This is a genomic window from Exiguobacterium sp. s166, from assembly GCF_018618855.1.
GTDB lineage: Bacteria > Bacillota > Bacilli > Exiguobacteriales > Exiguobacteriaceae > Exiguobacterium_A.
Map to the genome: position 1 here is coordinate 411,536 of NZ_JACSMU010000001.1, position 12,808 is coordinate 424,343.

Annotated in this window: 12 protein-coding genes; 2 read left to right on the forward strand and 10 right to left on the reverse strand. The window is 46.8% G+C overall.

Annotated features, from left to right (window positions below; all coding sequences use genetic code 11):
* The first annotated feature begins 41 nt into the window (after positions 1-41).
* Together KNP93_RS02090 and KNP93_RS02095 are read left to right on the forward strand one after the other, a co-directional pair.
* The gene (locus KNP93_RS02090; RefSeq protein ID WP_131502766.1) at positions 42-1,364 is read left to right on the forward strand and encodes a dihydrolipoyl dehydrogenase family protein; all 1,323 of its coding nucleotides are present in this window, start codon (positions 42-44) and stop codon (positions 1,362-1,364) included.
* 22 nt (positions 1,365-1,386) lie between these two features.
* Positions 1,387-1,764 carry a VOC family protein gene (locus KNP93_RS02095; RefSeq protein WP_114595285.1) on the forward strand — a complete coding sequence of 126 codons (378 nt, stop codon included), beginning with the start codon at positions 1,387-1,389 and terminating at the stop codon, positions 1,762-1,764.
* A 60-nt stretch (positions 1,765-1,824) separates the two neighbouring features.
* Here the strand turns inward: KNP93_RS02095 and trxA are convergent, their stop codons facing one another.
* The 10 genes from trxA to KNP93_RS02145 all read right to left on the reverse strand — a co-directional run bounded on the left by trxA (position 1,825) and on the right by KNP93_RS02145 (position 12,806).
* Positions 1,825-2,187 carry a thioredoxin gene (gene trxA, locus KNP93_RS02100; protein ID WP_081776614.1) on the reverse strand — a complete coding sequence of 121 codons (363 nt, stop codon included), beginning with the start codon at positions 2,185-2,187 and terminating at the stop codon, positions 1,825-1,827.
* A gap of 116 nt (positions 2,188-2,303) precedes the next feature.
* The gene (locus KNP93_RS02105) at positions 2,304-3,266 is read right to left on the reverse strand and encodes an electron transfer flavoprotein subunit alpha/FixB family protein (RefSeq protein ID WP_214852877.1); all 963 of its coding nucleotides are present in this window, start codon (positions 3,264-3,266) and stop codon (positions 2,304-2,306) included.
* 15 nt (positions 3,267-3,281) lie between these two features.
* Entirely contained in the window at positions 3,282-4,055 is a 774-nt protein-coding gene (locus KNP93_RS02110; RefSeq protein ID WP_114595283.1) for an electron transfer flavoprotein subunit beta/FixA family protein, read from the reverse strand.
* An 81-nt stretch (positions 4,056-4,136) separates the two neighbouring features.
* Positions 4,137-4,715 (reverse strand): fatty acid metabolism transcriptional regulator FadR, encoded by a 579-nt coding sequence (locus KNP93_RS02115; protein ID WP_012371036.1) that lies wholly within the window; start codon positions 4,713-4,715, stop codon positions 4,137-4,139.
* Positions 4,716-4,786: 71 nt separating this feature from the next.
* The gene (locus KNP93_RS02120) at positions 4,787-6,460 is read right to left on the reverse strand and encodes an AMP-binding protein (RefSeq protein ID WP_214852879.1); all 1,674 of its coding nucleotides are present in this window, start codon (positions 6,458-6,460) and stop codon (positions 4,787-4,789) included.
* A 172-nt stretch (positions 6,461-6,632) separates the two neighbouring features.
* Positions 6,633-7,526, reverse strand: a complete 894-nt coding sequence (locus tag KNP93_RS02125; RefSeq protein ID WP_114595280.1) for a YitT family protein — start codon at positions 7,524-7,526, stop codon at positions 6,633-6,635.
* Positions 7,527-7,710: 184 nt separating this feature from the next.
* A complete protein-coding gene (locus KNP93_RS02130; protein ID WP_188004583.1) occupies positions 7,711-8,118 on the reverse strand; it encodes a DUF350 domain-containing protein in 408 nt (135 codons plus the stop codon).
* Positions 8,119-8,129: 11 nt separating this feature from the next.
* Positions 8,130-10,496, reverse strand: coding sequence for an endonuclease MutS2 (locus KNP93_RS02135; RefSeq protein ID WP_188004584.1), 2,367 nt, complete (start codon positions 10,494-10,496; stop codon positions 8,130-8,132).
* Positions 10,497-12,212, reverse strand: a complete 1,716-nt coding sequence (gene polX / locus KNP93_RS02140) for a DNA polymerase/3'-5' exonuclease PolX (RefSeq protein ID WP_214852881.1) — start codon at positions 12,210-12,212, stop codon at positions 10,497-10,499.
* Positions 12,213-12,257: 45 nt separating this feature from the next.
* Positions 12,258-12,806, reverse strand: a complete 549-nt coding sequence (locus tag KNP93_RS02145) for a CvpA family protein (RefSeq protein ID WP_114595277.1) — start codon at positions 12,804-12,806, stop codon at positions 12,258-12,260.
* Positions 12,807-12,808 lie beyond the last annotated feature (2 nt).

Here is a 12,808-nt window from a genome sequence, read left to right on the forward strand (position 1 = left end):
GTAAATATCATACATTGATTATGACACATGGGGGATAAAAAATGCGTACATACGATTGCATTGTAATAGGTACAGGCTCAGCCGGGAATCAAGCAGCTTATAAATTTGCTGAAAAAGGACTTAACGTCGCCATCATCGAAAATTTTACACCGGGCGGTACTTGTGCCCAACGCGGTTGTGATGCTAAAAAGATTCTACTCACCGGCAGTGAAGCAAAGGATGCCGTCGAACGTCTGCTGGGATATGGACTAAAAGGCCTTGTATCCATTGACTGGCGCCAACTGATGGAACGGAAAAATGAATACACACGCGCCATCCCGGAACAAACCCGAAATCGGTATGATGACTTGGGTATTGACTACTATCACGGTGAACCGCGTTTTCTATCCAATAAAAAGCTTCTGGTTGATGATATCGAGTTGGAGGCCGAACAATTTTTGATCGCGACCGGCCTTCGACCACGCGAGCTGTCCGTTCCCGGAAGTGAACGTTTCCTCAACAGTAATGAATTTCTGGAATTACGGGATGTCCCCCGTCGCCTGGTTTGCATCGGTGGAGGATACATTTCGTTTGAATTTGCTCACCTGGCACGAATCGCCGGTGCCGAAGTGACGATTCTTCTTCGTTCAAGTGCACTTAAACAATTTGAACACGAATTAGTTTCCGTCTTGCTCGAAGCGACACAAGCGCTCGGTATTCAGATTCTTCATGAAACGGAAGCCGTATCATACTCGGACACGACGTTGACGCTTTCCGACGGAACACGCTTAGAAGCTGACGTTGTCTTGAATGCAACAGGTCGTATCGCAAGCATCGAACATTTGCAATTGGAAAAAGCGGGTGTTGTTTACGAAGAAAAAGGAATCCATGTGAACGACTATTTACAGTCTTCCGCTCCGAACATTTATGCAGCGGGTGATGTCGCAGTCAGCGGAAACCCTGCCTTGACTCCTTTCGCTGGGACGGAAGGACGTCTTGCGGCCTGTAACATGCTTGAAGGTAATAGACGCCGACTGGAGTTACTTCCTGTGCCGAGTATCGTCTTTACCACGCCGAACCTTGCAAAAGTCGGGCAGACGGAGGCCAGTCTAAAACAAAACAATACAAGATACCGCGGGAAATTAATTGATACCTCGAGTTGGCAAACAAATGTCCGAATCAAAGATCCGTTCGCTCGGGCAAAAGTATTGATCGGGGAAGACGATCAGATTCTCGGGGCACATTTCATCGGCGTCCATGCTGCAGAACTGGCCAATTATTTTTCGTTCGCGATGCAACACCGGATTCCAAGCTCCGCCTTGCAAAAAACAAGTTTTGCTTATCCGACACCGGCATCTGACATTGCTTCGTTACTTGAAGACTGATTGATGAAAGCGAGGGGTTAACATGGTTCGTTACGGATATACGATTCTATACATTACTGATCCCGTAAAGACCCGCCTGTTCTATCATGGTCTGCTTGGGCTTCCGATTAAAGCTGAGCATGGAAGTTATACGGAATTTGACACCGGATCAACGATTCTTGCCTTCAATACAAAAGAAGACGTTCGTTCCATCATTCCCTATGAAATTCCGGACGAAACCGTTCAACAATCGATGGAACTCGGTTTTGTGACGGAGGATGTGGCTCATTTGTATGAACAGATTAAAAAGGCCGGTCACAAAACCATCTTGCCTCCGACTGAAAAACCGTGGGGGCAAACTGTTGCCTACGTGCTCGATCCGGACGGTCATCTGATTGAACTTTGTTCGCCGCTAAATTGATTTCACTCAAAAAAGGCATTCCGTCGATTGACGGAATGCCTTTTAAATGTGTGCTTAGAATCAGTTTGATGTTTCGACGAATTCTTTTAATGCATCTTTAGGCATGAAGCCCATTGTTTTGTTAACCGGTTGACCGTCTTTGAACAAGACGAGTGTCGGAATACTTTGGACTTGGAAAGCTCCAGCGACTTCCGGGTTAGCGTCAACATCGACCTTAACGATTTTCACGTTTTCCATGTCTGCATCGAGTTCTTCAAGAACAGGAGCAAGCATGCGACAAGGTCCGCACCATGTTGCCCAGAAATCAACGAGAACGAGACCTTCTTGTGTATCTTCTTTAAACGATTGGCTAGTTGCGTGTACGATTGCCATTGAGAAAAACCTCCTATTTTTAGATCGGTTTGATTTATTTATCGAACCCATCTTTTTACTGACTTGAGTATAGCACAGCCCTACCTTACAACAAACGAAACTGCTCAGACAAGTCATAGCACGAAAAAAGAAGCAAAGAAGTTACTCTTCGCTTCCCTTCCTCTGTCTTAATGGACAAGCATTTTTTTGAATTCTGCTGTTAACAACGGGACGACATCAAATAAGTCGCCGACGATTCCGTAATCTGCCACCGAGAAGATATTCGCTTCCGGGTCTTTGTTGATGGCGACGATGACTTTCGCGTTCGACATGCCGGCTAAATGTTGAATCGCACCGGAAATCCCGCAAGCGATATACAAATCGGGTGTGACGACTTTACCCGTCTGACCGATTTGCAGGGCATAGTCACAATAGTCTGCATCACACGCACCACGTGATGCACCGACTGCGCCGCCGAGTAAATCAGCCAGTTCTTGAAGCGGTGCAAACCCATCCGAACTTTTGACCCCCCGTCCACCGGCAACGATGACTTTTGCTTCCGATAGATCGACTCCGCCCGTTGCTTTTCGAACGACTTCCGAAACGATTGTCCGTAAATCCTTCAATTCAACGGTTACCGCTTCGACAGTCCCTTTGGAAGAGCCTTCAGCCAGTGGTTCGATGTTGTTCGGACGGACTGTAAAGAGCGTTTTCCCTTCTGATACCTTTACTTTTTCAAAAGCTTTTCCTGAATAGATCGGTCGGATGAAAAAAGCATCTTCTCCCGTTCCTTCGATTGACGTGACATCACTGATCAATCCCGCTTGCAGTTTCGCTGCAATTTTCGGTGATAGATCTTTACCGAGTGATGTATGACCAAATACGATGACATCTGGCGCAACACGATCCAGCAGTTGCATGAAGACTTGTCCGTATCCGTCCGGTGTGTAATGCTGCAATCGCTCGTCTTCAACGACGAGGACTTGATGGGCGCCTCGTGTCGCAAGTTGTGCTGCATCTGCCGCCACGTTTTGTCCGATTAAGGCAACTACGACTTCATCTGCCACTAGATTTGCTGCTGCAATTGCTTCAAATGATACATTTCGTAAATTCCCGTGCCGTGATTCCGCAAGTACAAGTGCTTTTGACATATCGTTTCTTCCCCCTTAAACAACTTTTGCTTCGTTGCGTAATAATGAAGCGAGTTCCTGGACCTGTGTCGACAAATCACCTTCTAGAATTTTACCGGCTGCTTTATTTGGCGGCAAAAAGCGTTCGACCGTTTCAAGACGGGGTGCAAGTTCATCCTCATCTAATTCAAGATCAGATAATTCGAGTTCTTCGAGTGGTTTCTTTTTCGCTTTCATGATGCCCGGAAGACTTGGATAACGGGGCTCGTTTAATCCTTGTTGTGCCGTAACGAGCAATGGTAACGATGTTTTAATGACCTCCGTATCCCCTTCCGAGTCACGTGTTACGACAGCATCCGTTCCGTTTAACTCCAGTTTCGTAATCGTCGTGACATACGGGATGTCAAGTAGTTCTGCGACGCGCGGAGCGACTTGCCCGCTTCCTCCGTCAACCGCTACATTCCCGGCGATGATCAGATCGACCGTCTGTTCCTTGAGATATCCGGCCAAAACTTCTGAAATCGAATAGTGATCCGCTTCTTCAATATCGTCTTCAATCGAAATCCGGACTGCTTGATCAGCACCCATTGCAAGGGCTGTCCGAAGTTCTTTATCCGCATCTTCCGGTCCGACTGTTACGACCGTCACCGTTCCGGATTGTGCATCCCGTACACGGATAGCTTCTTCGACTGCATATTCGTCATAAGGATTGATGATGAATTCTGCACCATCCTCTTCGATTTGACCATTTTCGAGCTGAATTGCTTCTTCCGTATCAAATGTTCGTTTTAACAAGACGTAGATTTCCATTCTTCGTTCCCCCTCGTATCAACTTCTATTGACCACCATCATTTTTGTATCCGCTTACAAAAAGTTTTTCATGAAAAGGGCTTAACTCAGCCCTTTAATTAACATGCGATGAATACCGTGACGCGTTTCGAGCAACTCGTATTTAAACCCGCTCGCCATCCAGCTCGTCACGACCTCGTCAATCGTGCCGAACACCATTTGCCGTGCCAAACGATAATCCAGCTCGTTTGAGAACTCTCCCGATTCCATCCCGTTTCGAATCACACGATCAATCAGATGGAGATACGGTTTTAAAACCGTTGCGATATTATGGCGCATCTCTTGATTCGATTGGCGTAACTCGATTTGCGTGACGACGGCCAAATCATAATCAACCGACAACTGTTCAAGATGCGCTTCAATGAGCGCTGCCAGTTGTTGTGTCGCTGATTGATGATGTGCGATTTGCGCCTCCGAATATTCGATGAAACTACCCATCTTGGCTTGGAACAAAGAAATTAATAAGTGCTCCTTGTTCTTGAAGTAAAGATAAATCGTTCCATCCGCTACGCCTGCTTCTTTCGCGATAGCTGTTACTTTGGCACCGTGGTAGCCATTTTTCGCAATCACCTTCACTGCCGCATCAATGATGCGATCACTCTTAGACATCGTTCTTTTCATAAGGCTATCTCCTAACACATAAAATGAATGATGGTTCATTCATATTTATTCTATCATGTCATTTCGAGCTGTCAACTGCTTTCTTCCAGTTGTTTTGCCCGTTCTTCCTCGACTAAGACACGGCGCAGGATTTTCCCGACAAACGTTTTTGGTAACTCTTGTCTGAACTCATATTGCTTCGGCACTTTGAATGACGCCAAACTTTTCCGGCAGAAGTGATCCAGTTCCTCTTCTGTCGTCTTCATGTCATCTTTCAAAACGATGAAGGCTTTGACTGTTTCTCCACGGTAGGCGTCCGGCACACCGATGACGACTGCTTCTTTGACCGCCGGATGTTCGTACAAAATCTCTTCGACTTCCCGGGGATAAATATTGAATCCCGAGGCGATAATCAAATCTTTTTTCCGATCAACAATCCGGAAATAATGGTCCTCTCCGATATATCCAAGATCACCTGTGTGCAACCATCCGTCACGCAGAACAGCCTGCGTATCTTCCGGACGTTTCCAGTATCCTTTCATGACTTGCGGACCGCGGACAAGAATCTCCCCGATTTCTCCTGGTGCAGCCGGCGTTTCTCCGTCCGGTTGAACGATTTTCGCCATCGTATCCGAAACAGGAATTCCGACTGTTCCGGGAACCCGTTTATCCCAAATACAGTTCGTATGCGTCACCGGACTTGTTTCCGACAACCCGTATCCTTCGACGATCCGCCCGCCCGTTACCTGTTCAAATTTTTCTTGTACTTCAACCGGTAACGGTGCCGATCCTGAAATACACGCTTCGATTGAGGATAAATCATATTTTTTCAATTTTGGATGATTCAACAATCCGACATACATCGTCGGTGCACCTGGAAACAGGCTTGGTTTTTCTTTATCGATCGTCTTCAAGACTTGTTCTAAGTCAAATTTCGGTAAAATGATCTGTTCATATGCATTGAACATACCGAAGTTCAAGTTACATGTCATACCGTAGACATGGAAATAAGGGACGACTGCCAACAGCTTTCTCCCGTCTCCCCGTGAATATTTATAGAACCAATGACTGATCTGTTCGACATTGGCACTTAGATTAAAGTGCGTCAACATGACTCCTTTAGGCGCACCGGTCGTTCCGCCTGTATATTGTAACACTGCGATATCTTCTTTTGGGTCGACACTCACCGGTTCAATCATCCCACTCCCGCGATGGGACAGAAAAGGAATCGATCCTGTCGTATCAATGATGATATTATTGTCTTTCCGGGACTTGATCGGATACAGTTTATTTTTAGGAAATGGCAGATAATCAGCAATGCTTGTCGTGACAACGGTTTTTAAACGTGTATTCGCTTTGACACGTGAAGCTTTCGGATACAGCAAATCGAGTGTGACGAGCATCTTCGCGCCTGAGTCGACGAGAATTTGTTCCAGTTCACGGTCCGTATATAACGGATTGACTTGAACAACGATTCCACCGGCGTACAGCACTGCATAGTAACTGATTATATACTGCGGACAGTTCGGCAACATCAAACCGACGCGATCCCCCTTCTCAAGCCCGGCATCTTGCAACACTTGTGCAAAACTCCGGGCTTCCTGCCGTACTTCCTGAAACGTCATACGTTTCCCGAGAAAACTAAGGGCTCTCCGCTCCGGAAACTCATCTGCCGCCTCTTCAAGTGCCTGATAAAGCGGTACTTCACGATAGTCGATTGATGCAGGTACTTGTGCCGGATAATCCTTTAACCATGCTGAATCCATTCCATTCCCTCCCTGTAACTGAATTACTATTCATTTTTATTATACGTTTAATTCAGCCATAGCGGCTAGTCTTCTGTTAAAATAAATTTCATTTTTTCCAAATAACAGGTATTTTAAAACATACCAAAAAAACACCCGTGAGATTTCACGAGTGGTTGACGCTTTAAGACATTTAACGGGATGGATACGTAAATCCTTCCCCGATGACTTCCCGTACTTTATGAATGACGACAAAGGCACGCGGATCGGCCGCTTCGACGATTTGTTTCAATGGCGCCAGCTGACGTTTGTCGACAATCATGTATAACATGTCGTTTTTCTGTTTCGTAAAATGACCGTGACTGTGGATGACGGTCGCACTGCGTCCCAGTGTTTCAGTCAAGATCGTCGCGATTTCTTCCTGACGGTGACTAATGATCGTGACGGCTTCCCGGACGTTCAATCCTTCACTGACCAAATCAATTAAATACGAACCGATGATGATGGCAATTAACGTATACAGCATCGTTTCTTCGCCGAACAAAAATCCGGACGCCCCGACAACCGTCACATCGATGATGAACATGGATACGGCAATTCCTAAATTCAGATATTTATTCATCAACCGGGCGATGATGACACCACCGCCGGTCGTTCCACCTGCCCGGATGACAAGACCGATTCCGAGACCGATCAAGATTCCGGCATAGACTGTCCCGATCAGCCGGCTGTCGGAACTCGTCGCGAGTGACGCCGTTGACGACAGGACAAATGAGGTCGTTGCAACGGAAATGACAGAATAGATCATCGTTTTCCGACTTAAGAAGCGATAGCCGACGACAAACAGTAATGCATTCGCAATTAACGAGACTAAACCGGTATCCCACCCATACAGGTAGTAGAAGATGACGGTAATCCCGATCAATCCTCCTTCAGACAAGTCATTCGGAATCGTGAAGTAGTTGATGCCGAACGCCAGGATAGCTGAACCGATGATGACCCAAAAGATATCTTTCCAGGAAATCAGTTGCATCGCTTCAAAGGCGCGCCGCCGTATTTCATTCGTATTAGTTTTTTTGACGTTCATAGTCGTTTCCTCCTTCATTTTTTTGTGTCCTGCCAATAAAAATTCCGTACTGAATCGATCTCAGTACGGAATAATCACTCGGCAGAGCCAGTTCTTTTAATTCATAAAAATCCATAACAGACCGACGACCAAAAAGGCAATCGATACACCGAACATGATTTTTGCTAATCGTTCTAACACCTGTTCACCCCACTAACGCTGAACCAATCACATAAGACATCCCGATCGATAACGAACAGGAGATGATGCCGACAGCGATATTTCCTTTTTCGATCTCCCGGTCGACCGGAAGATTCGGAGTTAAGAATTCAAAAATCCAATAGGTCGAAATCAATAGTAAAAATCCGAAGGCACTCTCTAAAAAGATTGCTCCGACACGCTGTTCACTTTGAACAGCAAAATGCACGATATTTGCCAGACCAATGATTTTACCACTGGTCGCCAGCGCCACAGCGATGTTTCCACTCTTGATATGTTCCCAGTTTCGGTACCGGGTTGTCAACTCAAAAAGTGCCAGACCCATGATGATCAATAGTCCCGCAACCGAATATAAAGCTGTCGTATAGACATAGACGTTTTCAAAAATATTCACCTAACCGCGCCTCATTTCAATTCGATGATCGTCACGCCATGTCCACCTTCACCTTGACCGCCTAAACGATGCGTTTTGACATGACGGTTGCCACGTAGATATTCTTGTACTCCTTGACGCATCGCTCCTGTCCCGAGACCATGGATGACACGAATCTGTTCGTAGTTGGATAACAATGCCTGATCCATGAACCGGTCGAGCTTGGCCAGCCCTTCCTCGACGCGGACACCACGTAAGTCCAGTTCGGCTGAAGCAGCGGATTGTTTCGTAATGCTTGTTCCACCGGAGCGTTTTTTAGTTTTCGAAGCCGTTTTCACTTCCCCGACTTTGGCGAGATCCCCCGGCTTGACGTTTACTTTCATGATGCCGACTTGAACCGTATATTCACCATTCGAATTTTGATTGATGATATATCCTTTTTGGTTGAACGTCGTCACTTTTACTTCTTCACCTTTTGCAAATACCGGAGCCTGGTTCGTTTTTGCTTTGACCTTGGCAATCCGTTGATCTTGTAACGAAGGTTTCGCTTGCTCGAGCTGTTTACGGGCTTCAATCAGTTCGTGCTCTTTGACAGCTCCCGCGTCACGTAATTCTTTCAGACGTTTGATGACAGCTTCCGCTTCTTTTTGTGCCCGTTCGACTGCACGCGTTGCCTTTTCTTCTGCTTTGGCCAGGATTTCATTTTTTTCTTGATGAATCTCTGCTTGTTCCCGCTCGAATTCTTCCCGTTCTTCCACTAATCGTTGTTGCTCCTGCAACAATTCCCGCTCTAAGGATTCAGCACGTTGTTTTGCTTCCTCGAGTCGTCCGATCATCGTTTCAACAGACTGGGCGTCCGTTCCGACTTGATCGCGGGCCGCATCAATGACACGGTCATCTAACCCAAGTCGTTTCGAAATTTCAAAGGCATTCGAACGTCCCGGTACACCAATCAGCAAGCGATACGTCGGACTGAGCGACTCGACATCAAACTCCATCGAGGCATTAACAACGCCTTCCCGGTTGTAACCGTACGCTTTCAGCTCCGAATAGTGAGTCGTCGCAGCGACACGTGCCCCGCGTCGTTTCACTTCATCCAAGATGGCAATCGCAAGTGCCGCCCCTTCCGTCGGATCTGTTCCGGCTCCGAGCTCGTCAAACAGGACAAGACTCATGAAATCAATTTTCCCCATCATCGAAACAATGTTCGTCATGTGGGAACTGAATGTCGAGAGATTTTGTTCGATGGACTGCTCGTCCCCGATATCCGCATAAATCGCGTCAAAAACACTCAACTCTGTCTCATCCGCTGCCGGCACGTATAACCCGGATTGGACCATCAATTGCAGTAAACCGATTGTTTTCAGCGTGACGGTTTTCCCGCCAGTATTCGGTCCCGTGATGACAAGTGACGTAAACTCACCGCCGAGCGAGACCGTGATCGGTACGACTTCATCATCCGGAATGAACGGGTGCCGTGCTTCTTTCAGGACGATATGACGATTTTCATTTAATTTTGGTTCAACGGCACGAATCGTGTGACCGTATAAGGCTTTTGCCATGATGAAATCAAGTTCTGCCAAGACGTCGACGTTGATTCGAAGTGAATCACCAACCGAGCCGACCAGCGCCGAAAGTTGGGCTAAAATCCGTTCGATTTCCGCTCGTTCTTTAAGGCGGGCTTCCTGAATTTCATTGTTGGCGGCAACGACTGCTTGCGGCTCAATGAACAAAGTCGCACCGGACGCCGATTGGTCATGGACAATTCCGCCAAAAGCTTGACGGTACTCTTGTTTGACAGGTACACAATAACGATCATTCCGCATCGTGACGATGGCGTCGGATAACATCTTCGACTTACTGCGTAATACACCGTCGATTTTCGAGCGGACCTGCCCTTCGAGGGAGCGTAATTGACTCCGTAAAGAGCGAAGTTTATCGCTTGCCGAGTCTTGAACGGTTCCTTGATCATCGATGGCGTGACGAATTCCTTGTTCGATTTCCACCAGTTTCGTAATCTGCTCGATCCGGCTATCAAGCGCCGGTAATCGGAGATCCGGGTGATCTTCATGCAACCGTTCCTGGAAGGCTTTGACTTGACGTCCGGAATAGACGACGTCGGCAACTGCCAACAATTCACTGGTCGAGAGGACAGAGCCGATTTCCGCCCGTTTTACCTCACTGCGGACATCCGTCAGTCCACCAAACGGGTAACGGTCGCGCAGCCGGTAGACTGTCGTCGCTTCTGTCGTCAAAGCAAGCAACGATTTCACCTGCTCGAAATCTTCCGCCGGCTCCATCTTCCGCACAAATTGAGCCCCCAGTGAACTGGCTGTTTGTTTTGCGAGTAGTTCTTTTAATTTATCGTATTCTAATACACGTAGTGCATTGGTATTCATTTACTTCACTCCTAAACGTTTTCGATCAAAAAAAGCACGTGCTTCTTTTGCAGTCCACGTATTAATGACATCGGATGGCTCCAAATATGCTTTACGTGCATGCAGGACACCAAGTTTCATATCTTCTAACATTTCCGGACGATGGGTATCGGTATTGATCATGATTTTAACCCCTGCCGCCTTCGCTTTTGCAAGGGACGAGGCGGTTAAATCAAACCGTCCGGGATTTGCATTCATCTCCAGTGCCGTCCCGGTTTCAGCCGCCAACTCGACGAGTCGATCGATGTTGACTGCATATCCGTCCCGCCGTCCGATGATCCGTCCGGTCGGATGGGCAATTAAGGAGACATAGGGATTCCGACAGGCATTTTCAAGCCGTTGCATGATTTCCTCTTCCGTCTGATCAAACTTGGAATGAATCGAGGCGATGACATAGTCCATCTCTTGTAAAAATTCATTCTCGTAATCCAGTGAACCATCCGGTAAAATATCCATCTCGACCCCGCATAAAATCGTCATTGCCGGATGTTTTTTGCGTGCTGCTTCAATTTCGACACGCTGCTTCCGCAATCGTTCTTCCGTCAATCCATTGACGAATTTCATATATTTACTGTGATCGGTAATCGCCATCCAGGAATATCCCCGCGCCGCACAAGCATCGACGAGTTCATCGACAGACAACGTACCGTCCGACCATGTCGTGTGCATATGGACATCCGCTTTGATATCCGCCTCTTGAATCAACTTGTCTAAATCTGCTTCGAACTCCAGACGACCTGCTCGCAACTCCGGTGGGATGAACGGCAAATCATAACGGGTAAACAGCTCCTGTTCCGTTTTTGGCTGGAACAGACCGTCCTTGGTTTCGACACCATACTCCGAAATGCTTTCGCCGCGCTCTTTCGCCAGTTGCCGCATCCGGACATTATGATCTTTTGAGCCAGTAAAGTGATGTAACGTCGAAGCAAATGCCAAATCATCCACTAATCGGAAATCAACTGCAATATACGCATCGTCCCGTTTGAGGACAATCGAGACCTTCGTTTCCCCGGCAGCAATGATTTCATCGATTTGTTCAATTTCAAGCAATTGTGCTTTCACTTCTTTTGGTTGATCTGTCGAGATGATGAAATCGAGATCCTTACAGGTTTCTTCCGCACGCCGAAAACTTCCTCCGACTTCAAAACGAATGATCTGATCAATCCCGGCTAATGTCCGCTCCAGTTCACTGACACTTTTGCGCATCACACCATACGGTAATCGTTCTGGTCGCGTCTCGAACGTTTCCAGTGCCTTACTGTATTTTTCGACGGTCTTTTTTCCGAAGCCTGGCATTGCTTCCACTGTACCATCCGCCAGTTTCTCAGCGAAGGAATCTGCATCAATGACCCCGACTTCATGCAATTTTGCTAATTTCTTCCCACCAAGTCCCGGAATCTTCAATAAGGCGATCAATCCTTCCGGCACCTGTTGCTCCAGTTCTGTCAAAGCTGTACTCGTTCCGGTTTCACGAAATTCTTCAAGAACCGTGGCCGTACCTTTACCGATTCCTTTCATCGCTGTAAAGTCTTCAATTGCCATGAAATCCAGTTCTGCCGCTTCAAGCAGACTCGCTGCCTTTCGAAACGCATTGATTTTAAACGGATTTTCCCCTTTTACTTCGAGATAAACTGAGATTCTTTCCAAATGTCGAATCGCATCTTGTATCGTCCGCATGTTCAATTCTCCCCTCAAAAAAAGCTCCCATTCAACGGGAGCACGTTATTTTATCAAACCGACTTTTTGCATCAACCAATCTGCAAGCACTGGTGTATGTTGAATCATGAACGAGGCTAAACTCGAATTTGCAATGGCATCCTGAATCGACTGAACCGGCGCGAAGGCGGCCAAGAATAAAATCAGGAAGATGAAAATATACATCTCGATGAATCCGAATACTCCACCCAATAGACCTTTTACCTGCTTGAGAACCGGAATATTCGTCAGCGAATCAAACATCGCAATGATGATGGATAACACGATTTTCGTCACAAAAAACAAGACGATGAACCAAAAGGCTTTGTAAAACACTTCATCCAAACCGACTGAACTCGGGATGGAAAACATCGTCAAATCAATTCCGGCATCATCCAGCGTCGATGGATAGGGAATCCATAACTTGAACTTCTCGGCCAGTTCATCGTAAAACGATAAAGCGACGATAAACGAGATAATCAAGCTTAATAAATGACCTATCTGTAACACTGCACCCCGACGGACGCCCGTCATCGTACCTAAAGCTAAAAACAATAAGATAACAAGAGAAATCATGT

Bases quoted from the DNA above. Each gene is read 5' to 3' on its own strand.
- KNP93_RS02090 (WP_131502766.1), top strand. From the start codon at position 42: ATGCGTACATACGATTGCATTGTAATAGGTACAGGCTCAGCCGGGAAT.
- KNP93_RS02095 (WP_114595285.1), top strand. From the start codon at position 1,387: ATGGTTCGTTACGGATATACGATTCTATACATTACTGATCCCGTAAAG.
- trxA (WP_081776614.1), bottom strand. From the start codon at position 2,187: ATGGGTTCGATAAATAAATCAAACCGATCTAAAAATAGGAGGTTTTTC.
- KNP93_RS02105 (WP_214852877.1), bottom strand. From the start codon at position 3,266: ATGTCAAAAGCACTTGTACTTGCGGAATCACGGCACGGGAATTTACGA.
- KNP93_RS02110 (WP_114595283.1), bottom strand. From the start codon at position 4,055: ATGGAAATCTACGTCTTGTTAAAACGAACATTTGATACGGAAGAAGCA.
- KNP93_RS02115 (WP_012371036.1), bottom strand. From the start codon at position 4,715: ATGAAAAGAACGATGTCTAAGAGTGATCGCATCATTGATGCGGCAGTG.
- KNP93_RS02120 (WP_214852879.1), bottom strand. From the start codon at position 6,460: ATGGATTCAGCATGGTTAAAGGATTATCCGGCACAAGTACCTGCATCA.
- KNP93_RS02125 (WP_114595280.1), bottom strand. From the start codon at position 7,526: ATGAACGTCAAAAAAACTAATACGAATGAAATACGGCGGCGCGCCTTT.
- KNP93_RS02135 (WP_188004584.1), bottom strand. From the start codon at position 10,496: ATGAATACCAATGCACTACGTGTATTAGAATACGATAAATTAAAAGAA.
- polX (WP_214852881.1), bottom strand. From the start codon at position 12,212: ATGCGGACGATACAAGATGCGATTCGACATTTGGAAAGAATCTCAGTT.
- KNP93_RS02145 (WP_114595277.1), bottom strand. From the start codon at position 12,806: ATGATTTCTCTTGTTATCTTATTGTTTTTAGCTTTAGGTACGATGACG.